Genomic DNA, 20735 nt, shown 5'->3' with positions numbered 1-20735 from the left:
CGATGCTGCGCCTCGAGATCGCGGGCGAGGCCGTGCGGCTCTTCGCCGCACAGGGTGTCACCGGTACGACGGGCGAACAGATCGCCCAGGCCGTCGGTATCTCGGCCCGCACCCTCTGGCGCCACTTCCCGTCGAAGGAGAGCTGCGTACTGCCGTTGCTCGCGGCAGGGCTCGAGTTCGCCGTGGAGCGACTCGGCAACTGGCCGGCGGACACAAGCCTGCTGGACTACGTCACCGAGTCCTGCCGGGGCGGTGAACTGCCCGCCACGGCGCCCGCCATCCTCGATCTGATCCGCATGACGTCCACCGACCCGGCGCTGCGCGCCGTCTGGCTCCAGGCCCATGACGACGCCCTGCCCGTCCTCGCGGAACTCCTCGCCCGGCGATCCGGCGGCAGCGCCGACGAGCTGAGAATCAAGGTGCACGCGGCCACCGTGAACGGGGCGCTGCGGGCGGCGGCCGAGGAATTCGCCCGTCGGTACGCGGACGACCCCGAGGCGTCGGACAACGAGATCGCCACGTGTCTGCTGGCCGCCCTCCACGCGGCGTCGGAGGGCCTCCCCTACTGAACTCCCTCGGCCTCGCGCCGACGCCACTCGTGGAGCCGTACCTCGTCGAGGTAGCGCTCCTCGTCCGCGTGACCCGCCCGGTGCGGGCCGAGTCGGCGTGCGGCCTCGACACATCGTCCGTCGTCGTGACGGGCGAGCCCGTAGACCGCGGACAACCGGACCCTGCGGTCCGCGTCGTCGAGCAGAGCGGCCATGGCGTCGGCGAGGGCGGGTTCCCGGTCACGGCCGTCGGCCACCGTGAGGCAGGCGTACCACCGCACCGAGGGGGCCGGGTCGCGCATCAGCTCCAGCAGCACCTGACGAACAGCAGCGGAGAAGACGGGTGGTGAGGGCCACGCGCTGAAGCCGTGCGCCACCGCACGCCGTACACGCTCGTCGTGGTGGCCGGCATGGGGAAGGAGCGCCTCGGTCGCGCGGGTGCCCGCGTGTTCTCCGATGCCGACGAGAATCTCGCCGAGCACGGCCGAGTCCGTCTCTTCGGCCGACCAGTCGACGAACATGTCGAGGACCGGGCCGGCGAACGCATCCTCGTCGCCGGCGTCGAACAGATGGGTCAGCCGCATCACCTCGGCACCGAACAACCGGTGGACCGGGTCCGGGTGTGTGCGCAGAGCCGCGGCAGGGGCCCAGGTCTCCTGGTCTCCCCGGTTGCCGAGCAGGATGGTCGCGCTCGCCCATACGCTGTGGTCCTGTTCAGGGCGGCTCAACGCACGGCCCATCAGTTCCCCGAAGGGGGCATGGACGCCGAGCAGCTCCTCCAGGCGTGTGAGGATCGCCGCATGGCCGTCCCGCACGGTCACCCCACCGAGCGAGTAGGCGTCGACGCAGGTGAACTCGTCGTCCTGCACCCGGACACGGGCCACAGCACCCTGGGATCCGGTACGGCGGCGCAGTTCCCTCTCGACGCCTGTCTCGTGCCAGTGGCGGGCGAGGTCCGTTGCCTCCGCCATCTCGGATACGGGGTACCGGTCCCTGCCCCCGTCGTCCAGGAGCGCCTCCAGCAGCGCGGGCGATCCCGAATCGACCGCCTCGCGCAGCGGGAGCGGGGGCCCTTCGCACCGGCCGGGATCCGCGCCGTACGTGAGCAGCAGCTGGGCGACGGTCCCGGAGCGCATCCCGACCGCCAGGCAGAACGCGGGCGTCCCGTGGGTGTCGCGCACGGCGGGGTCCGCCCCCTCCAGGAGCAGCCTCTTCACCAGGCCGGGGTCGTCGGCACGGATCGCACCGATCAGGGCAGGGTCATCCTCCGGCGCGCTGCTCGCCCCCGCAGCGGAATGCGTACCTGTGTCCATGGCCCCCGTGCCCTAGTCGCGCTGCCGCTGCCGCTGCAGCGTAGTGCGCCGGGCGGGGTGGCGGGAGGGGCAACGTGTGCAGGACAGGGCCTGCCCCTGCGGGCGCGGACAGACGCGCACGGCACGGACCGGGCGGCTTCGAGCCCTGCGGGGGCGGAGCAGCTCAGAATTGGCGGTCGATCTTCTGTTCCCTCATCAGTTCCTCCAGCTCGGCATCGGAGAGCGGATGCACACTGTTCAGGAGACGCCGTAGCCCGGCTTCGTCGAGAGTCTGGCTGGTGACCTCGAACTCCGCGTCGGGGTGGCGGCGGGTGAGGGTGATGCCGTGGCCGCCGCCGGGCAGGTCGCGGACCGTGCGCCTCTCGCCGTGCGCGTCCACCCGGCAGGTGACGTCTTTCTCCACGAGGTCGGAACACGTGGCAGTGGGCATGAGCAGCGAGCGCACGGTGAGGCCCACGAGCGCGAACTCGTCCTGCCGGGCGGAACGGTATTCGACGCTGAAGGAGGCGGGCCCGGCCACGGCACGGGTGACCTGCATGCCGGACGGAGCGGGGCCGATGTACAGCAGCTTCGCGTGCTCCCGGTACCGCGCGACCTCCGCCTCGTGCTGGCGCTGTCGCGCCTGCGCCGGGCCGAGGAACCCCCCGTAGGCCACCCCTGCCGCCAGCGTGGCCACCGCCCCGAGCCGTACCCACCGGCCCGGTACGAAGAACGCCGCGGCCACCGCGTACGGCACCCCCGTCAGCGCGACCCGCGCGCCGGCGCTGCCCAGGTCCACATCCCCGCCGTAGGCCGCCACGCCTGCCAGAACGCCGGCGGTGCCGAGGGCGAAGACCAGTACCGCCCAGCCGATCCGCTGACGCGCGGAGGCGCACAGCGGGACGACGGTCCGTACCGGTACGCCCGCCGTGGCCAGCAGACCCACCGTCAGCGGCACGCCCAGCAGGAGGAGCGGGGCGGCCAGGCCGGCCCCACCGCCCCACGCCGCCGCCAGCAAGCCGAAGCCGAGCACCGGCACGGCGGCCGACATCGTCGCCCAGACCAGGAAGAGGTGCAGGGCCGTCCCGGCCCGTCTGCCGCTCGTCATGGCGCGGAGTCTCTCAGCCGGCACTCTCCCGCACATGAGTTCGCGTACTCAGCCGGGGACTTGGCGGACACGAGGGGCCCGGGCGACCGGCAAGCCGGTCAAGGGCCTCCCTCGCCGGGGCCGTGCCGGTCGTCATGGCGAGCTGTTCGGGGGAAGCGCCGCCGATCCGGAGGCCTCCCCCGCCCGACGTGGGCACTCCTCGACCAAACGAAGGAGAGAAACGATGCCGCTGTATCTGTCGAGGTTCAGCTACACACCGGAGACGTGGGCGAGGCTGATCGGCCACCCCGAGGACCGTGCGGAGGCCGCTCGGTCGTACATCGAGTCCGTCGGTGGGAAGCTCCACGGCTTCTGGTACGCCTTCGGCACGCACGACGGCTACAACCTGTGGGAGGCACCGGACAACGTGTCCATGGCCTCGGTGGCGCTGGCGATCAGTGGGGGCGGCGCGCTCAGCTCGTTCGAGACGACGGTCCTCCTGACCGTCGACGAGACGATGGAAGCCCTGCGCGGAGCCGGGGAAGTCCGGTACCGCGCTCCTGGCCTCCGGCGCGAGCGAGGCACGGAAGCCGCCGGGTAGACGCGATGGGCGTCTCGCGGGCAGGGCCTCCTGCGGGCCGGCGGTGGCTGACCGCCGGGTCACGCACCCGCTCCCGGAGTCCTCGCGTCCGGCGCTGTCCGGCCAGGTCATGGGGGTGGGCTCGGGGGGCCGTAGGGTTCTGACGTGCTTCAGCTCGAGATTTCCGACCTCATCACGGCGGTGGACCCGCACACCGGCCACCGGCTCCCTGTCCGGCGCTCCGAGGTGATCCGGCAGCTGCGCGCGACAGGCGACGAACGCGCGGCCCGGATCGTCGCCCGCCTGCCCACGGACGAGGACGGCGTGCTGGACCCCGACGCGGTGGACCGCTTGCTCGTCCTCGTGCACACCGAGCTCCAGCGCCTGAGCGAGGAACTCCGGATGGGCGAACGCCTGGTCCACGTACTCGGTCCGCTCTTCACCGCGATCCGGGCCACCACCGGACAGGCCGGGCCGTACCGGCTCGTCGATGTCGGATGCGGCCTGGGCTACCTGGTCCGCCGGCTCGCCGCCACCGAAGCGCTCGGGAAGGACGTCGAACTGGTCGGAGTCGACCTCGACGCCGCGCTGGTCGGCGAAGCGGACCGGCTCGCCCGGGCCGACGGCCTCGACTGCCGCTTCGTGCACGGGAACGCGTTCGCTCTCCCGGAAGCAGCGACCGTCTACGTCTCGACCGGCGTGCTGCACCATTTCCGCGGTCCGGCCCTGGAGGAGTTCTTCCAGGCCCAGGCCGCCTCTCCGGCACTCGCCTTCTGCCACTTCGACATAGCGACGAACCGTCTCGCCCCCGTCGGCGCCTGGGTCTTCCACCGCGCCCGGATGCGCCATCCACTCGGCCGCCACGACGGAGTGGTCTCCGCCCTCCGCGCGCACGGCGACGAGACGCTGCTGCGGGCGGCCTCGGCACCAGGCATCCGGGCACTCCTGTACGAGCCTCGTAGCGTGGCGAATCCGTTCTGCACCACGTTGCGCCCCGTCGTGGGGGTACGTCCGCACCTGGAGGCCCCACTGCGCCGAGCCCTCGGGCGTGCCGCACGGCGCCTGGTCGGTCCGGAACACTTCGCAGTGGGAACCCGATGAGGCCCGCCGCACTGCTCGCACTCCTGGGCCTCGTCGACGCGGCGTTCAGCGGCTTCCGCGCCTACGCGGGCCGCGATGCCCGGATACGCAAACAGCGGGCCAACGCCCGCGCCGCCCTCCGGGGGCTGGCCGTAGGGGCGGTGGCCCTCCTCGCACCCGTGCTGGCGGCCTCGTGCCTGCTGCTGGCGACGCCCGACCCTGCCCGGACCTACGCCGCGCTCACCGCGGGAGCCATCGGCTACCTGCTGCCGCTCGCGGGCTACGCCGTCGTCGTAATGCTCTCGCTCGCCGCCTACTTCTGGCTCCCCTTCCGTGCCGGCACCCTCGCCATGGTGGTCGGACTCGGGCCCCTGACCCTGCTCCGCCCACTCGCCGTTGCCGCGGCCTGCACCGGCGCGGTCCTCAACGGCGGAGGCGGGCGCTCCTTGCTGGTGGGCGTGGTCGCGGGCGCCGCCGTGCTCTGCGTCGGCCCGGCGGTGCACCGGCGCTGGTACTCCACCGTGCAGTAGCGGTACGGCCGGCCCCGCGACCACGAACGCGATGTGGTCCTCGGACTTCCGTCGCGCGGGCGGGCCCTCCCACGCGGGCCCGCACCGGCTGCCATGACGTACGGCGCAGGTCCTGGCGTAGGCTTCGCTCGGCGTGGACAGGGGGCGGGGCATGACGGCCGAAGCGGCACAGCGGTGGGGATCGACCCTCGATTCCGTGGTGGTGTACGAGCAGGGCGCGGTCTGCCGCCGTCTGGCTCGGGGAAGTGTGCCGCCTGACGGCAGAGTCCGGGTGACGGGGCTGCCACGTTCGCTGGACCAGGGTTCGCTGCGAGCCCGCGTCCTGGGCACCTCCGGGGCGCGTGTCAGTGAGGCCCGGGTGGAGGTCGAGGCGGAGATGCCCGGCACGTCCCCGCCCGACGAGCTGCGCCGTGAGGCCGAACGGCTGAAGGACGAGTACGCGGCCGCGCGGGCCCGCAAGGACCATGTGCTGGGCCGCATCAAGGAGATGACCTCGCTGCGGCCGGTCCCTCCGGCCCGTAAGCGGGAGGATCCGCACCGCGTCGCCCCGGTCGACGCATGGCTGGAACTTGCGGCTTTCGTGGACGAGCGCCTCGCAGGGCTCCATGCCTCTCTCGTCGAGGTGGAGGAGACACTGCTCCGTGTGGAGCACGATCTCGACGTGGCCACCGACAGGCTCGCCCGCGCGTCCACCGACGTACCGTCAGCGCCCGTCGACACCACGATCTCGGCTCTCCTGATCCTGGACGCGACCTCCATGGATGACGCGGCCGCCGAGGTGGAGCTCGAACTGGACTACGGGGTGCCGGGCGCCGTCTGGGTTCCGGCCTACCGTCTGACCTACCGCCAGGGCGAGGACCGCGGCCGTCTGCTGCTGCGTGCCTCCGTCGCCCAGCGCACCGGCGAGGACTGGACCGGCGTCTTTGTCGCGCTCGCCACGGCCGACCTGCGGCGCGGCACCGACCTGCCGAGTCTCCGCTCGGTCAGGATCGGACGCCGGCAGGCCGCCGCCGAGCCCTCCGGCTGGCGAGAGCCTCCCGCAGGTCTCGCCGACCTGTTCACCGGATACGACGCCTCCGGGTCCCGTCCTGTCACGACGGCAGCGGTGGCGGTGGGCGGGATCGGTGCCGCGCCCCTGCCACCGCCCGCTCCCCCGGCGTACGGCGGAGCACCGCCGGCGCCGAGTGGCCCGGCGCCGCAGTCCGGCCCGCCCGCAGCCGCCGCGCGCTCGGTGCGAGCCCGGACGGGCGCCGGCGGAGCTTTCGGCGGCTCGTCCCCGGCGCCCTTCGCGCCCGCGGCACCCGGCGCTGCGGCACCGCCTCCGCCGCCGCCCATGGCACCGGTCGCCGGTCCGCCCCGGCCGAGCGGAGGCGACCTCGACTACGCCGCCCTCGTCCTCGCCGGTCCCGAGGATCAGGCAGGGCGCCGCGGCCGGCTGTTCCCCGGCTCGGCCTTCGATCCGGTAGCGGCCGAGCACCGCCGCCGCGCGGAGGCGGTCGCCGCGCTGCCCCTGCCCCATCACGCCGTGCGGCCCCGCGAGTCGGCCGGTTCCTTCGACCACCGCTTCGACACCGCTGCCCGTGCGGACGTCCCGTCGGACGGCACCTGGCACACCGTCACCATCGGCGAGATCCCCGTCGGCGCGCACACCGAACACCTCTGCATACCCGCCGTGGAACAGACCGTCTACGCGACACTGGTCCTTTCCAACGCCACCGATCAGTCGCTGTTGGCCGGTCCGGTGGAAGTCATCGTCGACGACGACTTCCTGTTGACCGCGGCTCTGCCCACCCTCGCCCCCGGAGGCGTCCGCCGAGTCGGACTCGGACCCGCACAGGGCGTTCAGGTCACCCGGCGTACGCATGTGAACGAGTCCACCTCGGGGCTGCGCAACAACATCACGGTGCTCGACCACCGGGTGCACGTGGAGTTGGCCAACCGCCTCGCCGTCCCCGTCGCTCTCGAGGTGCGTGAGCGCGTGCCCGTCACCTCGGAGGCCGACGTCCGCATCGAGGAACGGGCCGACTGGGTGCCGCTGGACGACGACGGCGCCGAGGCCGGACGGCACGCCCCGGGAACTCGCGCATGGCGGGTGGACCTGCCCGCCGGCGGCACCGCCGTGCTCGACGGCGGCTACGAGATCCGTATCCCGGCCGGCAAGGCCCTCGTCGGCGGCAACCGCAGGAGCTGACACACCTCATGACCACAGCCCCCGACCCGATCGCTCTCCCCGTCACCGCCGTGACCTGTCTGGAGGACCGCGCGCACGTCGAGCGTGCCGCCGTGCTCGACCTCGTTGCCGGTGTCCAACGGCTGCGCCTCGGCCCGATCAGCGCGCTGGCCGTGGACCGGACCCTGCACGCCGAGCTGACCGCCGATCACCCGGCGTCCGTACTCGACGCACGGATCACGCGCAGCTGGTCACCACGTGGACCACTGCCGCACACCGACGACTCCGCCCTGCGCCGGCGGATGCTCACCGTGGAGACCGAGCTGCTCGCCCTGGAGCGGCGGCGCGAACGGCTGGAGGTCCGGCAGGAGCTGCTCGGCCGCCTGGCCGCCGATCTGCTGCGGGACATCGGCGAGGGTGCCGGATCGGGCGGGACCGACAGGGCCCGCTGGACCGCGGAGCTGGACCGGGTCGACGACGAACGCGCCACGTGCGGCGAGGAACTGCGCACCGTGGTGAGCCAAATGTCGGTGCTCGACGAGGAACTCGCGCAGGGCGGAGAGGCCTTGCTCCTCTCCGAGCAGGAGCCCTCCGAGCTCGTCGCCCATGTCGAGCTGACCATGGACTCCGCGGAGGCCGGGCCGGTGGGGCTGGTCCTGAGTCACCTCACCCCGTGTGCGCTGTGGCGGCCTGCCTACCGGGCCGTGCTGGACGGGGACTCCGTGACCCTGGAGACCGATGCGATGGTCTGGCAGCGCACGGGTGAGGACTGGCAGGACGTGCGGCTCACCTTGTCGACCGCCCGTTCGGCGCTCGCCGCCGACCCGCCGCACCTGCCCGAGGACCGGCTCACGCTCACGGACCGCTCCGCCGCGGAACGCCGCACCGTCGACGTGGAACTGCGCGAGGAGGAGATCGGTTCCCTCGGCCCGGCCCCTGCGCTCGGCGTGCCGGGGGTGGACGACGGTGGCGAGACACGGGTGCTGAAGGCCCGTTCACAGGTCTCGGTGCCCGGCGACGGTCGCGCCCAACGCGTGCCGCTGTCCGCCTTCACGGCACCCGCACGCAGTACGTACACCTGCTCGCCGGAGCTCTCTCCTCTGGTGCACCGGGTCGTGCGGTTCGACAACGCGTCCGGTCACGCACTGCTCGCGGGTCCCGTGGATCTGGTCCGTGACAGCGGCTTCTGCGGACGCGGCACGATGGATTTCACCGCTCCCGGCGCACCCGTCGAGCTCGCCTTCGGCAGCAGCGACGATCATCGAGTGGTCCGGCGGGCCGAGGAGACGCGGGAGACGGCCGGGATCACCCAGCGGACCGTCATCACCCGCACGGTCCGTCTGAGCCTCTCCCGGTTCTCCGCACCCCAGGAGCAGGGTGACCACGTCGTAGCCCTGAGGGAACGGCTTCCTGTCTCCGAGGTCTCGGCCGTGGAGATCCGGCTGCGGAAGGAGAGTTGCTCCCCGCCGCCCGCGGAGGTCGACTCCGAAGGCATCGCCCGCTGGGACGTGACGCTGCCGCCCGGCAGCCGTCGTACGGTCACCCTCGTCTACGAGCTGTCGGCGAGTGCCAAGGTCACCGGACTCTGAGGCGTACGCCCTCATCGGCCGGCAGGCTGCGCGTTCCCGCACCGCCTGCCACGCGCGCACGGCCTCGCGGTGGCCGCCCGCTGCGTGGACGGCGAGGCCGAACCGCAGCGGGCGGCACGGGAACTCAGGACCGGTGCCGCTGGATCAGCGGACGGTGGTCCTGCGGACCTCCTTCAGCGCGGCGCAGTTGGAGTTCTCCACCGACACGTAGATGTTGGAGATGCTTCCGCCCCAGCTCACGCAGTAGCCCTTGCCGTAGACGTAGGCCGGTCCCGCGTACGACGTGAAGTTCCCCGAGTCGTCGGCCCACTGGTCGGTGGCGGGGACGTAGATGTACGTGGACATGGACTTGGCTGTGCCCGGGTTGGCGCGGATGGTCGCGACGCAGTTCTTGCCGTTGGAGGAGTTGTACGTCAGGTAGACGGTGCCCAGGGAGCCGACCGGCACCGAGTTCACGGTCTTGTAGCCACTGCCGCACACGCCCTGGGGAGTGACGTTGGGTGCGGCTGACGCGGTCGTGGCGAACGCGGTCGTGGCACCCAGCGCCAGCGCGGCCAGCGCCCCGGCAGTTGCGATGGAACGGGTGTTTCTCATATATCCCCCTTGTGTCCCTGAGAGCTGTTTGCTCCTACTTGGTGTGACCCGCGAGTGGTACCGATGGTTGTGCCGCCTTCGGGCCCAGATGTGACGGGGCTCTCACCGGGGAGGGGCTGAGTCACGTTCCTCCAGGCGGTCACGTTCCGGCAGGCGCTCGTACGGCACAGGGAGCGCCAGGGGCGCGAACGTACGACACGGGGGCGGACGGATCAGGAATCGAGAAGCACCGGCGGCAGGACCGCGGATAACGTCACGGACATGGACCTCTCCGAAGGAGTTACCTCATGTGTCATCCAGGGTGGAGGCGCGCCCTCATCGAGGCACAGCGTCTGGAGGACTTCGCGCGACTGAGGCGCGTCCGCGACCGGATGGACCGGGAGTACGCGCAGCCTCTGGACGTCGAGGCGCTCGGCCGCGACGCGAACATGGCGGCCGGTCACCTCAGCCGGTTGTTCAGGATCGCGTACGGCCGCTCGCCGTACGCCTATCTGATGGCGCGTCGTATCGAGCACGCCACGGCGCTGCTGCGGCGGGGAGACGTCGGTGGCGGCGAGGTCTGGTGCACGGTCGGCTGCGCCTCGCAGACCGTGTTCGACGCCCGTTTCCGCGAGTTGACCGGGGTGCCGCCCGGCGAGTACCGGCTCCGCGAGGCACAGACCGCACCGTCGACGTGACCGGACAGCACCGTGGACGTGACAGCACCGCACCGTCGGCGTGACAGGGCAGCGCCTTCGTCGTGACGGAGCGGGCCCGCGTCCGGCCTAGCCCTCGAACCCCCTCCCGCAGGGCGGTTCATGTGACCAGGAGGAAGAATGACCGACGTGTCACCCAGAGAGTTCAAGGAAAGACTGCGGGACACGCAGGCGAAGCTGGAGAGCGAGATCGATCTCTGGGTGGCGACCTCGGGTCCTCGCGGCGTTCACCTCGTTCCGCTCTCGTACCGGTGGGACGGGACCGCGTTCCTCGTCGCGACTCCGCGCGCTTCGGTCACCGGCCGTAACCTCTCCGGGCAAGGCCAGGTGCGACTCGGCTTCGGGCCGACGCGTGACGTCGTCGTCGTCGACGGGATCGCCGAACCCGTGGATCTCGCGGATCTCGATCCCGGAACGGGCGACGCGTTCGCCGCCAGGACCGGTTTCGATCCGCGTGGTCTCGCCGAGCCCTACCAGTACTTCCTGATTCGGCCTCAGCGCATCCAGGCCTGGCGGGAGGCCGACGAACTGCACGGGCGAGATCTCATGCGCGAGGGCCGCTGGCTCGGCTGACGCCCGGCCGCCGACGGCATCGCGGAAGGCGTACCGGGTTCACGTCGGCCATGGAGCGTGATTGCGCTCCATGGCCCACTGCCGGCCCCGACGCCTTCGCACGCTCACAGGTCGAATGCGATGTGTTCCAGGTCCGTGTATTCGACGGCCAGTCCGGCCGCGCGCCGTCCGCCGTCCTTGAAGTAGACCTCCTGGAGGCCTTCGGCCGCGATGTCCCGGAGCTGCTGGTCGGACTCACCGCGGTCCCTGGCCTCGAAGAGACGAGCGGCGTACGTCGGCGGCAGGGCGACAGTGAGGTGCCGCAGCCGGGCGTCGTCGGTGGTCCCGGGCGCGGCGGTGTATCCGAAACGCGCACGCGTATCGATGACGAGACCGGTGCTGGTGGCCGCGGCCTGTTTGGCTCTGGCCCGGATCTGGGGCTGCCAGCGCTTCTTCACCTCGCTCTCCAGGCGCAGGGCGAGGTCCTTGCGGGGACGTTTGATCTGGTCCTTCACATACCGTTCGACCGTACGCTGGGACACACGCAGCACCTGGGCGACGGCACGGGTGCCTTTGTACTGCTTGACGAGGTAACGCATCTGCGCGCCCGCGGACTTGGGGACGGGCCGGGTGAACGCCTGCTCCACGGCCCGGTCGAGGCCCTCTCCGAACATGCTCATGGCGTGCTACTCCCCCATGTCCGCAGCGGTGACATGCCCGTCCTTGATGTAGCGGGCGAGGTTGAGCTCCTGGCCGTGCTCCTCCCGTACGCCTTCGGCCCACAGGACGGTCTGGGAACCCTCGTGCTTGACCATCCCGGGCGATACACCGAGACGGAAGCCCCCCGGCAGCGGTTTGCCCTGCCGGTAGGGCAGGAAGTCCAGCGGGCTCGGCCCCTCTGCGGCGTACACGGCACAGTCGGAGAGGACCGCGACCGGATACCTGCCGGTGAAGGCCGCGTGCTTCAGCATCTTGCGGTGCATGTTGACGCGTGCCCTGGAGATGACCGTGGCGCGGATGTCGGGGCGCCACGTCGGACGGGAGAGAGCCCTCCAGGCTTCACCGGGCTTCCAGTTCTCACCGCGCGGCCGTTCACGCAGCTTGCCGATGCCGCCCTTGACGGTGGCCTTCACGGCCGACAGCACGACGGCCAGCTGCGGATCCCGCTCGCGGTAGCCGTCCATGGCCGCCAGGAACTCTTCCGGAGAAAGATCGGCCACGACGCCGAGGTCGGCCATGGTGGAGACGTAGGCGTCGCGCAGCCGGTTGTACCAGCCGTCCAGGTAGCGGCCGTTCTCCATGCGTACGTAGGCCTCGGTGGGCGCCACGGTGTGGCCGAGTTCCACGGCGTACGCCACGGTGGGTGTCGCGTACCAGGCCGGCCCCTGCGGCCGGTCGCCCCTCGGCGTGAAGGGCGAGGGAAGCCGTTCGTCCAGCTCGATGTGCGAGAGGTCGACCAGCCAGGAACCCGGCAGTTTCGGGTCGAACACGGGGCGCTCGATGTGCGTCGGCGCGCCCAGACCGACGATCGCGCCGTTCGCTCCGGCGGCGAATGCCATGTTGACGTCGATACCGACGACGTGGCGCAGGGCGTACTCGTCATCGGTCATCGGCCGCGCCCAGTCGTACGCCTCTTCCATCAGCATCTCCGCGGGCCCCCGCTGATGGAACCGGGGCAGGTGCCTCAGCAGCGGGTGCCCGTCGGGGGCCTCGCACGGCGCGCAGTCGACCGGCTCGCTGCCCAGCGATCCCGGGTTGTACTCGCTGTGCCGCTTGCCCGCCCCGTCCGGCTCCCCCGCCCGGGTCGGCGGGTGGAGGGCGGTCATGAGCTCCAGGCCGGTCACGGCTGTGGAACCGCGGGGGGTCATCACGCGCGACGCGTACGTGCCGAGCAGGCGGGCGATGTCGGGAGCCGGCAACCGGGCCGCGTCGCCCCAGTGCCGGGTGTCGAGCGCTCCCCAGGACGGGAGGCACAGCTGGACGCAGGCGCGCTTGCCGCCCTGGGCGGGGCGGTAGATCCTGGCCCACGGCCCGAGGCCTCGCTTCGTCAGTTTCCAGTCGGCGCGGGCCAGTTGCCTGACAGCTCTGTGGTCGTCGGGGACCCGCCCGGACAGGCGCTCCTCCTGGCTGAGCCGGGTGGGCAGGCCGTAGCGCTCGCAGGCGGCCTCGGTCAGGACGAGCAGCGGGTCCTGGTCCTTGCCCGGGCCGCTCAGCCTGGGAGCCCCGAGCTTCGCCTCCGACAGGGTCCATTCGACCAGCGCGGGCAGAGATCTGGCGGGCACGTCCAGGACCAGCCCACCGACGCAGTGGGCCAGAACGTGTCCGTCCTCCACGTCGAGAACGGCGAGCGGTCCGTTCTCGAACCGGGGGTCGGGGGCGGTGGCCTGCGCGGGCTTCGCGGCCACCCTCTTCGTCGCCGTCCGCTTCGTGGCGGTCCGCCCCGTGACCGGGCGAGGCTGCGGGGACGCAATCCTCGGGGTGCTTGCCGCCCGGCGGGAATGCTCGTCGGCCACCGGCGACGGCACGGCAGCTGGCGGCGGCGACACCGGGACGTCCGCAGGCTGCGGGGACACCTCAGCAGGGGCGGCCTGCGACGGGGACGCTTGCGCGAGGGCCGTCGGTCCTCGGCGTGTGTCCGCGGGCGCGGTGAAGGCGGGCTCAGGGGCGGGGAAGCGAGCGGCGAGCCCCGCCAGGAGTCGTGCGTATGCCGCGCGCTTCGGTGGCCGGGGCTCGGTCCTGCCGCTCTCCCAGCTGCCCACCGCTTCTCGGCGTGCGTCGAGCGCGCCGGCGATCTGTGCCTGGCTCAGCCCTGCCGCCTCACGCAACCGCTTACGCTCGGCGGGGGCGGGCAGCTCGTCCTGCGCGACCTGATCCAACAGGGCGTCGACTGCTCCGAACAGCTCGTTCTCAGCGGACACGGGGTCACCTCCTGCGACCACCGTACCGTCGATCGCTCCCTGAGCCGCACACGGATCGCACACGGAACGCACGGGAGGTGGGGCGGCGGGAGTGCTCGGCATCCCGGATCACCGGCCGGGCACTCATGGGAGTCGCCGGTCCGGTGGCGCCTCTCGCCCGGGGCTGGCGCTGGGACGGGCATCACGCCAAGGCGCCTGCCGCCGGTCCTCACCGTGGCAGGCGCCTGTCCGCCTCTCGGCGGGTGGTCACCGTCGACCGGTTCTCCGTCCGTGGCCGATTCCCGCAACGTGCAGGGCCAGCAGACCCAGTCCGATCAGCATGACGTTCACCGAGCTGAAGACATCGTTCGTCGTGATGTCGGCGGCGTTGATCAGAAAGGCGATGAAGAACAGTACAGCTGCGGCGATTCCCAACATGACCGGCTCCTTTGTTTGTTGAAACACGCGTTCCCCCATGTCCGTGATTCAGACCTGTGGGATGCGCAGCCGGTCCGGGGCTCCGGCCCTTTTCGCGGGTGGCTTGATTGCCACCGGCGGAGGCACGCGGACAGGAATGGCGTGACGCGGCGCTGCCCGGCCCGTTCCCCCGGGCCGGGCAGCGCTCCGGCGTCATGAGGCGGCGACGGCCCCGCTCGGTGATGTCTGGCTCTCCGGCTCCTGGACGGGGTCGCTGAGCTGCTCGCGCACGTAGTTCCAGATCACCGCGATCACCGCGGCGACGGGCACGGCGAGGAGGCTGCCCACGATGCCGGCCAGACTGCCGCCCAACGTCACCGCCAGGAGCACCACAGCAGCATGCAGGCCGAGTCCACGGCTCTGGATCATGGGCTGGAACACGTTGCCCTCCAGCTGCTGGACCACCAGGATGATCGCCAGGACGATGAGCGCGTCGGTGAGGCCGTTCGACACGAGCGCGATGAGTACGGCGACGAAGCCCGCGAAGAGGGCACCGACGATCGGCACGAACGCCGACACGAACGTCAGGACCGCCAGAGGAAGCACCAGCGGAACGCCCACGATCCACAGGCCGATGCCGATGAGGACGGCGTCGAGCAGACCGACGTAGGCCTGGGAGCGTACGAACTCGCACAGTGTCGCCCAGCCGCGGGCGGCCACGGTCGGGACATCGGTGGCGAGACGTCCGGGCAGCTGACGTCCGAGCCACGGCAGGAACCGGGTGCCGTCCTTGAGCATGAAGAACATCAGGAACACCGCCAGGACTGCGGTGACCACACCGTCGACGACGGTGCTCACACCCGTGAAGACAGTGGTGACCATGCTGCCGACGCTGTCCTGGATGCGCGTGGTCGCGGAGTCGAACGCGCCGGTGATCTGGTCGTCGCCGATGTTGAGCGGCGGGCCGGAGGCCCACTCGCGCAGCCTCTGGATGCCTTCCACCACACCGTCGGCCAGCTCCCCGGACTGGGATGCCACGGGTACGGCGATCAGGGCCACGACCCCCGCGGCGACGAGAAGGAAGAGCACCGTCACGACCGAAGCCGCGAGAGCCGGGGGGCACCCTCGTCTGCGGAGGAAGCGCGCGGAGGGCCAGGTCAGCGTGGTGAGCAGAAGGCCGACTATGAGCGGCCAGACGATCGACCACATGCGGCCCAGGACCCACACGGCCACCGAGGCCATCACCAGGACCAGGATCAACTCACCCGAGACGCGTGCCGAAGTACGCAGAGCGGCACGGGTTTTGGTGGAACTCAACGTGACAGACATGCGGGTCACCCTATTAGCCACGGCCCGGCCCTCAGGCCACCCCTGTCCCTGCATGCACAGCGCGCAGTGGTGACCGCCCGGCGCCGCCGGCGTTTCGTCCCCGCGAGGCTCCTCTCAGGGCGCGCCGCGCGTGCACCGGGCAGGGCCGCCTGCCGCGTGGACCTCAGTCCGAGAGCCAGGAGAGTGCCGCGACGACGAGAGCGCTCACACCGGTGTCGAGTGTGGGCTGGAGTACGGGGGCGAAGTGCGGACTGTGGTTGACCGGGACGCGCCCTGCGCCCGCGCCGTCGGCCGTCGCGAAGAGAGCCGGGTCGGAACCGCCGATGCCCCAGTAGGTGAACGGCACGCCGAAGGCTCCGGGAATCTTGCTCATGTCCTCGCTGGCGGTCTGCACGTCGACGGTCTCCGCGTTCTCACCGAAGTGCCCGGCGAACGCCTGCGCGACCCTCCGGGTCACCGCGGCGTCGTTGACGGTCGGGGGGAACGAGGTGATCTTCTCGATCTCGGGCGGCTTCGGAGCACCGGACGCCTGGCACTCGGCCGTCACGACCCGCTCGATGGCCGCCAGCACCCGGACGCGTGAATCGTCGTCGTACGTCCGGACGTTCACCTGGATGACGGCTCGGTCCGGGATGATGTTGGGGTCGGTGCCCGCGTGGATACTCCCTACGGTGACGACAGCAGGGGTCAGAGCCGCCACCTCCCGGGAGACGATGGTCTGCAGGCGTACGACGATCATGGCGGCCATGACCACCGGGTCCACCGTCACCTGTGGCATCGAGCCGTGCCCTCCCCTGCCATGAACGGTGATGCGCAGACTGTCCGCCGCCGAGAGGAAGGATCCGGCGCGGGTGCCCACGTAGCCGGCCGGGTAGGGCAACACGTGCTGGGCGAGCACGACATCGGGCTGGGGCGCCTTGGAGGTCAGGCCGTCCGCGAGCATCGCGTCCGCGCCGTCGCCCCGCTCCTCCGAGGGCTGGAAAAGCGCCACGAAGGTGCCCTTCCACGCCTCCTTGCTCTCGGCCAGCAGGCGTGCGCAGCCGACCAGGGCGGCGACGTGCATGTCGTGCCCACAGGCGTGCATCACGGGCAGCTCGGTGCCGTCTTCCCCGGTCACGGTAGCCGTGGAGGCGTAGGGCAGGCCCGTCTGCTCCCGGACCGGGAGCGCGTCCATGTCGGCCCGGGCCATGACGGTGGGGCCCTCACCGTTGACCAGGATTCCGATCACACCGGTGCCGCCGATACCGTCGACGACCTGGTAGCCGAGCGCGCGCAGGGCGTCGGCAGCCTTCTTCGCCGTCCGGTGCTCCCGCAGGCCCAGTTCGGGGTGGCGGTGGAGGTCCTTGTAGAGATCCTCGGTGTCGGACCGGATGCTGTCGAGGCCTTCCAGCACGACACGGGCGCTGTCGGTCATGCTGACTCCGTCCGGTGGCTCGCGTGCTACCTGCTCCTGCCGAGGCTACCGGCCGCAGTGACGAGGCAGGCGGTCAGGGCACCGCCGAGCGCGGCGCCCGCCGTCGAGCCCCGAAAAGGATGGCTCGGCTTTGTCCGCGTCCCTGTGCCCCCGCCCTGGGACGCGCCTGCGGGGGCGTCCCTGTGCCCACGCCCTGGGACGCGCCTGCGGGGGCGTCCCTGTGCCCACGCCCTGGGACGCGCCTGCGGGAGGGGCGTGGTGCGGGTTCGAGGACTGCCGCCAGCGCGTGGGTGCGCTCACGCCTCGATGTAGGCGATCACCACGACGGTACGCAGTGCGGTGACGAAGTACAGGACTCGCACGTCCTCGACTTCGTCGGCGTACTGGCGCAGGGCGGGCTGCCCCGCCGGGCCGGATGCCGTGGTGCCATCGATGGGTTCACCGATGTCGGGGTCGACGCTGACCGCGACGAGAGTGCGGTCGAGGGCATGCACGGCGCGTTCGGAGAGTTCTTCCAGCTGCTTGGCCGCGGAGTCGCTGAACGCGATACGGGCTCGTCTGGGAGCCATCAGGCGACGGCGGGGCGCACGTCGGCGAGCTGGGCGAGGCGAGCGTCGCGGAGGTCCTCCCAGGGGGTGCACTCGTCCAGCGAGGGCAGGCCGTTGGCGGCGATGTCCTCGAGCACCGCAGCGAGACGGTCAGCGTTCGCACGGGTTCTGGCGGCGTACGCACGAACCGCTTCGGCGGCCTCGGGCTCCAGCGGCTTCCGTTCTGCTGAGGGGACGGCAACGGCCGGCTGCTCGCTCATCGAGGGCTCCAGGGGGCGGACTTGGCGTGGCCCTTCAACGGTATCCCTCGACCCACGAGCCGGTCACCCACTCGCGCAAACCCCGGTCGCTCAGGCATGCCTTCGGCTGCTCGCGCAAGCCCCGCCGGCGAATCGGGCAGGCCTTCGGCTGCTCGGGCAAAACCTTGCGCCGCTCGGACAGCCCTTCGGCTGCTCGGGGCACGGTCGGTGCGGACGCCCGGTGATCCGGCGATCCGACGCAGGGAGTAGAGGGGCCGCGGCCGGCTCGACACCCCGGCACCCCCCACCACCGTTCCCACGAAATTGCCGCGAGCGGGCCACGGTCCAGGGATCATTCCTTGCGCCCTGTCACGGCCACCGTGACACCGAGGCCGATCATCGTCAGGCCACCGACGCCCCCGACCAGGGAGAGCCTGCGGGGAGAGCGGGCGAACCAGTCGCGCCCCGTTGCCGCGACCAGTCCCCACGCGCTGTCGCAGGCCACCGCGATGATGTTGAAGACCAGCCCCAGCACGAGCATCTGCATCACCACGTGGCCATGTGCTCGGTCGACGAACTGCGGAAGGACGGCAGCGAAGAACACGATGGTCTTCGGGTTGGCCACGCCGACTGCAAAGCCTTCCCACAGGGTCCGCAGGCCGCCCTGTGTGGACTTCTCCGCCGTGAACGCGGCCTGCAGTGAGCCCCGCTGCCGCCATGCTCTGACACCCAGATACACCAGGTAGGCGGCGCCGGCGAGCTTGAGCATGGTGAACACCAGGACAGACCGCTCCACGACCGATCCGACCCCGAGAGCCACGGCCACGATGAGCACATAGGCGCCGAGCGTGTTCCCCACCACCGTGGTGAGCGCGGCGCGGCGCCCTTGTGCCAGGGCTCGCCCGATCACGAAGAGCACACTGGGACCGGGTACCACGATGAGGAGCAACGACATAGCCGCGAAGGCGAGCAAGCGCTCAGCAGAGACCATGCCATCCATGTAAGCACGGGCGACATCGACCGCTCACCCCTTTTGATCTCCGAAGGAGCGGTCGCTCTCCGCCCCGGCAACAGCCGGATCTCACGGCGAAGTGCCGTGCAGTCCCCGACTGCTCACATGCTCGCGCGGTCTCCTTGCTATGTCCCGGAGCACCGCGGCGATGTGCTCACCTCGCCCGCGCACGCCGGGTCAGGCGCCGAACGAGCACGCTGCGCCCCGGCGTACGACAGGCCGCCCTCTCGGGGGCGGATCAGAGCTGGAACTCCGCGGGGGACAGCCCGAGTGCCGTGCACGCTTCCAGAAGGATCGCGTGCTCAGGCTGTGAGAAGTTGCCGTCGGCTCCGGCGATGACGATGCCGGTCTGGAGTACGGCACGTGCCTCGGTCGGCTTCTTGGCCGTCTTGACGATCTCCTGCATCGCTTCGGCCTTGCCCTGCTGGAAGTTGAAGGTCAGCTGGTCGACGTGCTTGCCGAAGCGCTGCCGCAGCTGCTCCGGCGGGAAGTTCTGCAACACCTCGTTGCCGAGGATCATCGACTCCACGTGCTGGCGCTCGGCGGGGTCCACGTGCCCGTCCGCTGCCGCGACGAGTGCGCACATGGCCATGCTGGCGTCCCTGTACGCGCCGCTCTTCAGCTCCGTCTTGAGTGAGGCGAGCTGCGACTTGAGCGTACTGACCAGCTGGGCACGGGATCCGCCGCCGGATCCGTGCGATCCGTGACCGCCGGCGGCGCTGGTCTGTCCGCCGCTTGCCCCCCGCGCGCCCTGGGACTGCTGGAGAGTCCTGGCCTGATCCTTGAGCCGGTCCCACACTGCCATTGAGGTCACCTCGGTCTTCGTCTGAATGATCGGTCAGGAGCCCGTCGGCTCACCTGGCCAACGGCTCGCCCCGGGTAAAGGTTCCGCAAAGTAGCGGATCCTTTTGCCCGGCTGCCCTTTGCCGCCCGCCGGGACTCGTCGTGACCGCCCCGAGCGAGACCCGGCCCCTGTCCCCGGGCAGGAGCCCACCGCCCGCCCTGACCCTCGCCCTGGGCGGCGACGCCACCGTCCCCCCAAACCTGGCCGAGCAACGCCGCCCTGTGCGGCATCATCGAGTCATGCGCACCCGACCTGTACTCGTCTACGACGGTGACTGCTCCTTCTGCACGTCCTCGGTGGTCTTCGCCGAACGGCACATCCGGCCGCGCTGCGAGATCAGCCCCTGGCAGTTCGCCGATCTGGAGTCCCTGGGTACGACTCAGGAGCGGGCCGCGCACGAGGTGTTGTGGATCACGCCGACCGGGTCGATCCACGGCGGTGCGCAGGCGGTCGCCAAGCTGCTGCTGAGCGCCGGAAAGGGCTGGAGTGTTCTGGGAGCACTGCTCACCCTGCCGCCCTTCCGCTGGATCGCCCACGGGGTCTACCGGCTCGTCGCGGACAACCGTGAACGGCTGCCGGGCGGGACGCCCGCATGCGGTCTGCCCCCGGACCGCCGTCCCCAGCCCCCGGCGGCCCCGGCGCGCACAGAGCGCTGAGCGAGCAGGGGGAGAACCCGGCGCCGTATCACTGTCGGCGCGGCCCACTCACCGCTCGGCGCGGCAGACCACTCCGCTTCTCCACAGGCGCCGTTCCCTACACCTGACGGCGCGTCACGGCCGCGTGATCCCCGCCTGCCTCTGCTGCCGCACACGCCGGGTCATGACCGCGCCAGGGATGGCGACCGCGAGGAGGACAGGGACGGCGAGAGCGATCCCGACCCAGAGCACGATGGCGAGGTAACCGTAGGCCGCGTTTGCCGAGTCGGCGTCCGCCTGCACGAGGAGGACGACGCTCGCCACGGCCGCGACCACCACGAGGACCGCGATGGCGATCGCGAGCCCGACGAGGATGCGAGCCCAGCGCCGGTAGCCGGCGCCGAGTTCCCGTGCCGGCGGCGGCAGATACGCCCCTGGGGGCACGGGCATCCGGGCCGGGTGAGAGGGCTGCTGGTCATACATGAGGCCCAGTTCTACTGTGCGCGGCCCGGAAACACCACCTCGTCCCCAGGGGCGCACACCGCACCGGTGCAGTTCGCACCGCAGTCCGTGTTCGTACCACTCGTCGCTCCACCACACACGCGGTGGAGCGACGAGCGCAGCGTCCACCGTTCACTGCCACGAGCTGCACCCCGGCCGCATCGCCCGGTGACGGCGCCGCA

22 protein-coding genes are annotated in these 20735 nt (G+C 71.3%); 9 read left to right on the top strand and 13 right to left on the bottom strand.

What is annotated here, in order from left to right; translation table 11 throughout:
- Positions 1 to 2 precede the first annotated feature (2 nt).
- A complete protein-coding gene (locus ACFYQ6_RS09150; RefSeq protein ID WP_361577259.1) occupies positions 3 to 569 on the top strand; it encodes a TetR family transcriptional regulator in 567 nt (188 codons plus the stop codon).
- Here the strand turns inward: ACFYQ6_RS09150 and ACFYQ6_RS09145 are convergent.
- Together ACFYQ6_RS09145 and ACFYQ6_RS09140 are read right to left on the bottom strand one after the other, a co-directional pair.
- Positions 563 to 1861 (bottom strand): hypothetical protein, encoded by a 1299-nt coding sequence (locus tag ACFYQ6_RS09145; protein WP_388761951.1) that lies wholly within the window; start codon positions 1859 to 1861, stop codon positions 563 to 565. The genes ACFYQ6_RS09150 and ACFYQ6_RS09145 overlap by 7 nt on opposite strands.
- Before the next feature lie 163 nt (positions 1862 to 2024).
- Positions 2025 to 2948, bottom strand: coding sequence for a hypothetical protein (locus ACFYQ6_RS09140; protein WP_388761948.1), 924 nt, complete (start codon positions 2946 to 2948; stop codon positions 2025 to 2027).
- A gap of 223 nt (positions 2949 to 3171) precedes the next feature.
- On the opposite strand from ACFYQ6_RS09140, the gene ACFYQ6_RS09135 reads away from it, so the two are divergent.
- The 5 genes from ACFYQ6_RS09135 to ACFYQ6_RS09115 all read left to right on the top strand — a co-directional run bounded on the left by ACFYQ6_RS09135 (position 3172) and on the right by ACFYQ6_RS09115 (position 8876).
- A complete protein-coding gene (locus ACFYQ6_RS09135) occupies positions 3172 to 3528 on the top strand; it encodes a GYD domain-containing protein (protein ID WP_361576865.1) in 357 nt (118 codons plus the stop codon).
- A gap of 144 nt (positions 3529 to 3672) precedes the next feature.
- Positions 3673 to 4608, top strand: a complete 936-nt coding sequence (locus tag ACFYQ6_RS09130) for a class I SAM-dependent methyltransferase (protein WP_388761945.1) — start codon at positions 3673 to 3675, stop codon at positions 4606 to 4608.
- Entirely contained in the window at positions 4605 to 5117 is a 513-nt protein-coding gene (locus tag ACFYQ6_RS09125) for a hypothetical protein (RefSeq protein WP_388761942.1), read from the top strand. The genes ACFYQ6_RS09130 and ACFYQ6_RS09125 overlap by 4 nt, the downstream gene beginning before the upstream one ends.
- 151 nt (positions 5118 to 5268) lie before the next feature.
- Positions 5269 to 7308 (top strand): DUF4139 domain-containing protein, encoded by a 2040-nt coding sequence (locus tag ACFYQ6_RS09120; protein WP_388761939.1) that lies wholly within the window; start codon positions 5269 to 5271, stop codon positions 7306 to 7308.
- A gap of 8 nt (positions 7309 to 7316) precedes the next feature.
- On the top strand, positions 7317 to 8876 hold the full coding sequence (locus tag ACFYQ6_RS09115) for a DUF4139 domain-containing protein (protein WP_388761936.1): 1560 nt from the start codon (positions 7317 to 7319) through the stop codon (positions 8874 to 8876).
- Positions 8877 to 9020: 144 nt separating this feature from the next.
- On the opposite strand, the gene ACFYQ6_RS09110 is transcribed toward ACFYQ6_RS09115, so the two are convergent.
- Complete coding sequence (locus ACFYQ6_RS09110) at positions 9021 to 9470, bottom strand: spore-associated protein (protein WP_361576850.1); 450 nt, start codon at positions 9468 to 9470, stop codon at positions 9021 to 9023.
- Positions 9471 to 9757: 287 nt separating this feature from the next.
- Between ACFYQ6_RS09110 and ACFYQ6_RS09105 the strand changes: the two genes are divergently transcribed.
- Both ACFYQ6_RS09105 and ACFYQ6_RS09100 read left to right on the top strand, forming a co-directional pair.
- The gene (locus ACFYQ6_RS09105; protein ID WP_361576847.1) at positions 9758 to 10147 is read left to right on the top strand and encodes an AraC family transcriptional regulator; all 390 of its coding nucleotides are present in this window, start codon (positions 9758 to 9760) and stop codon (positions 10145 to 10147) included.
- A 138-nt stretch (positions 10148 to 10285) separates the two neighbouring features.
- A complete protein-coding gene (locus tag ACFYQ6_RS09100; protein ID WP_361576844.1) occupies positions 10286 to 10738 on the top strand; it encodes a pyridoxamine 5'-phosphate oxidase family protein in 453 nt (150 codons plus the stop codon).
- Positions 10739 to 10842: 104 nt separating this feature from the next.
- Here the strand turns inward: ACFYQ6_RS09100 and tpg are convergent, their stop codons facing one another.
- The 9 genes from tpg to ACFYQ6_RS09055 form a co-directional block, all read right to left on the bottom strand.
- Positions 10843 to 11397 carry a telomere-protecting terminal protein Tpg gene (tpg, locus tag ACFYQ6_RS09095; RefSeq protein ID WP_361576841.1) on the bottom strand — a complete coding sequence of 185 codons (555 nt, stop codon included), beginning with the start codon at positions 11395 to 11397 and terminating at the stop codon, positions 10843 to 10845.
- 6 nt (positions 11398 to 11403) lie between these two features.
- On the bottom strand, positions 11404 to 13635 hold the full coding sequence (gene tap, locus ACFYQ6_RS09090) for a telomere-associated protein Tap (protein WP_388761931.1): 2232 nt from the start codon (positions 13633 to 13635) through the stop codon (positions 11404 to 11406).
- A 246-nt stretch (positions 13636 to 13881) separates the two neighbouring features.
- A complete protein-coding gene (locus ACFYQ6_RS09085; RefSeq protein ID WP_356741308.1) occupies positions 13882 to 14052 on the bottom strand; it encodes a hypothetical protein in 171 nt (56 codons plus the stop codon).
- A gap of 192 nt (positions 14053 to 14244) precedes the next feature.
- Complete coding sequence (locus ACFYQ6_RS09080) at positions 14245 to 15360, bottom strand: AI-2E family transporter (protein WP_361576834.1); 1116 nt, start codon at positions 15358 to 15360, stop codon at positions 14245 to 14247.
- 163 nt (positions 15361 to 15523) lie between these two features.
- Positions 15524 to 16774 (bottom strand): M20 family metallopeptidase, encoded by a 1251-nt coding sequence (locus ACFYQ6_RS09075; protein WP_361576832.1) that lies wholly within the window; start codon positions 16772 to 16774, stop codon positions 15524 to 15526.
- A gap of 296 nt (positions 16775 to 17070) precedes the next feature.
- Positions 17071 to 17343, bottom strand: coding sequence for a hypothetical protein (locus tag ACFYQ6_RS09070; protein ID WP_361576829.1), 273 nt, complete (start codon positions 17341 to 17343; stop codon positions 17071 to 17073).
- Complete coding sequence (locus ACFYQ6_RS09065) at positions 17343 to 17582, bottom strand: hypothetical protein (protein WP_361576826.1); 240 nt, start codon at positions 17580 to 17582, stop codon at positions 17343 to 17345. Before ACFYQ6_RS09065 ends, ACFYQ6_RS09070 begins: the two co-directional genes overlap by 1 nt.
- A 331-nt stretch (positions 17583 to 17913) precedes the next feature.
- Entirely contained in the window at positions 17914 to 18552 is a 639-nt protein-coding gene (locus ACFYQ6_RS09060) for a LysE family translocator (RefSeq protein WP_388761926.1), read from the bottom strand.
- A gap of 259 nt (positions 18553 to 18811) precedes the next feature.
- Positions 18812 to 19378: a tellurite resistance TerB family protein gene (locus ACFYQ6_RS09055; protein WP_388761923.1), complete on the bottom strand. Its 567-nt coding sequence runs from the start codon at positions 19376 to 19378 to the stop codon at positions 18812 to 18814.
- 278 nt (positions 19379 to 19656) lie between these two features.
- Between ACFYQ6_RS09055 and ACFYQ6_RS09050 the strand changes: the two genes are divergently transcribed.
- The gene (locus ACFYQ6_RS09050; protein WP_361576817.1) at positions 19657 to 20073 is read left to right on the top strand and encodes a DUF393 domain-containing protein; all 417 of its coding nucleotides are present in this window, start codon (positions 19657 to 19659) and stop codon (positions 20071 to 20073) included.
- Positions 20074 to 20187: 114 nt separating this feature from the next.
- Here ACFYQ6_RS09050 and ACFYQ6_RS09045 read toward each other — a convergent pair whose 3' ends face one another.
- Positions 20188 to 20535: a hypothetical protein gene (locus ACFYQ6_RS09045; RefSeq protein WP_388761920.1), complete on the bottom strand. Its 348-nt coding sequence runs from the start codon at positions 20533 to 20535 to the stop codon at positions 20188 to 20190.
- Between the last annotated feature and the right edge of the window lie 200 nt (positions 20536 to 20735).

The organism is Streptomyces sp. NPDC005494, assembly GCF_042872025.1.
GTDB lineage: Bacteria > Actinomycetota > Actinomycetes > Streptomycetales > Streptomycetaceae > Streptomyces.
This window is presented reverse-complemented; position numbering and strand designations above follow the sequence as displayed.

Bases quoted from the DNA above. Each gene is read 5' to 3' on its own strand.
- ACFYQ6_RS09150 (WP_361577259.1), top strand. From the start codon at position 3: ATGCTGCGCCTCGAGATCGCGGGCGAGGCCGTGCGGCTCTTCGCCGCA.
- ACFYQ6_RS09145 (WP_388761951.1), bottom strand. From the start codon at position 1,861: ATGGACACAGGTACGCATTCCGCTGCGGGGGCGAGCAGCGCGCCGGAG.
- ACFYQ6_RS09140 (WP_388761948.1), bottom strand. From the start codon at position 2,948: ATGACGAGCGGCAGACGGGCCGGGACGGCCCTGCACCTCTTCCTGGTC.
- ACFYQ6_RS09135 (WP_361576865.1), top strand. From the start codon at position 3,172: ATGCCGCTGTATCTGTCGAGGTTCAGCTACACACCGGAGACGTGGGCG.
- ACFYQ6_RS09125 (WP_388761942.1), top strand. From the start codon at position 4,605: ATGAGGCCCGCCGCACTGCTCGCACTCCTGGGCCTCGTCGACGCGGCG.
- ACFYQ6_RS09120 (WP_388761939.1), top strand. From the start codon at position 5,269: ATGACGGCCGAAGCGGCACAGCGGTGGGGATCGACCCTCGATTCCGTG.
- ACFYQ6_RS09115 (WP_388761936.1), top strand. From the start codon at position 7,317: ATGACCACAGCCCCCGACCCGATCGCTCTCCCCGTCACCGCCGTGACC.
- ACFYQ6_RS09110 (WP_361576850.1), bottom strand. From the start codon at position 9,470: ATGAGAAACACCCGTTCCATCGCAACTGCCGGGGCGCTGGCCGCGCTG.
- ACFYQ6_RS09105 (WP_361576847.1), top strand. From the start codon at position 9,758: ATGTGTCATCCAGGGTGGAGGCGCGCCCTCATCGAGGCACAGCGTCTG.
- ACFYQ6_RS09100 (WP_361576844.1), top strand. From the start codon at position 10,286: ATGACCGACGTGTCACCCAGAGAGTTCAAGGAAAGACTGCGGGACACG.
- tpg (WP_361576841.1), bottom strand. From the start codon at position 11,397: ATGAGCATGTTCGGAGAGGGCCTCGACCGGGCCGTGGAGCAGGCGTTC.
- ACFYQ6_RS09085 (WP_356741308.1), bottom strand. From the start codon at position 14,052: ATGTTGGGAATCGCCGCAGCTGTACTGTTCTTCATCGCCTTTCTGATC.
- ACFYQ6_RS09080 (WP_361576834.1), bottom strand. From the start codon at position 15,360: ATGTCTGTCACGTTGAGTTCCACCAAAACCCGTGCCGCTCTGCGTACT.
- ACFYQ6_RS09075 (WP_361576832.1), bottom strand. From the start codon at position 16,774: ATGACCGACAGCGCCCGTGTCGTGCTGGAAGGCCTCGACAGCATCCGG.
- ACFYQ6_RS09070 (WP_361576829.1), bottom strand. From the start codon at position 17,343: ATGGCTCCCAGACGAGCCCGTATCGCGTTCAGCGACTCCGCGGCCAAG.
- ACFYQ6_RS09065 (WP_361576826.1), bottom strand. From the start codon at position 17,582: ATGAGCGAGCAGCCGGCCGTTGCCGTCCCCTCAGCAGAACGGAAGCCG.
- ACFYQ6_RS09060 (WP_388761926.1), bottom strand. From the start codon at position 18,552: ATGGTCTCTGCTGAGCGCTTGCTCGCCTTCGCGGCTATGTCGTTGCTC.
- ACFYQ6_RS09055 (WP_388761923.1), bottom strand. From the start codon at position 19,378: ATGGCAGTGTGGGACCGGCTCAAGGATCAGGCCAGGACTCTCCAGCAG.
- ACFYQ6_RS09050 (WP_361576817.1), top strand. From the start codon at position 19,657: ATGCGCACCCGACCTGTACTCGTCTACGACGGTGACTGCTCCTTCTGC.
- ACFYQ6_RS09045 (WP_388761920.1), bottom strand. From the start codon at position 20,535: ATGTATGACCAGCAGCCCTCTCACCCGGCCCGGATGCCCGTGCCCCCA.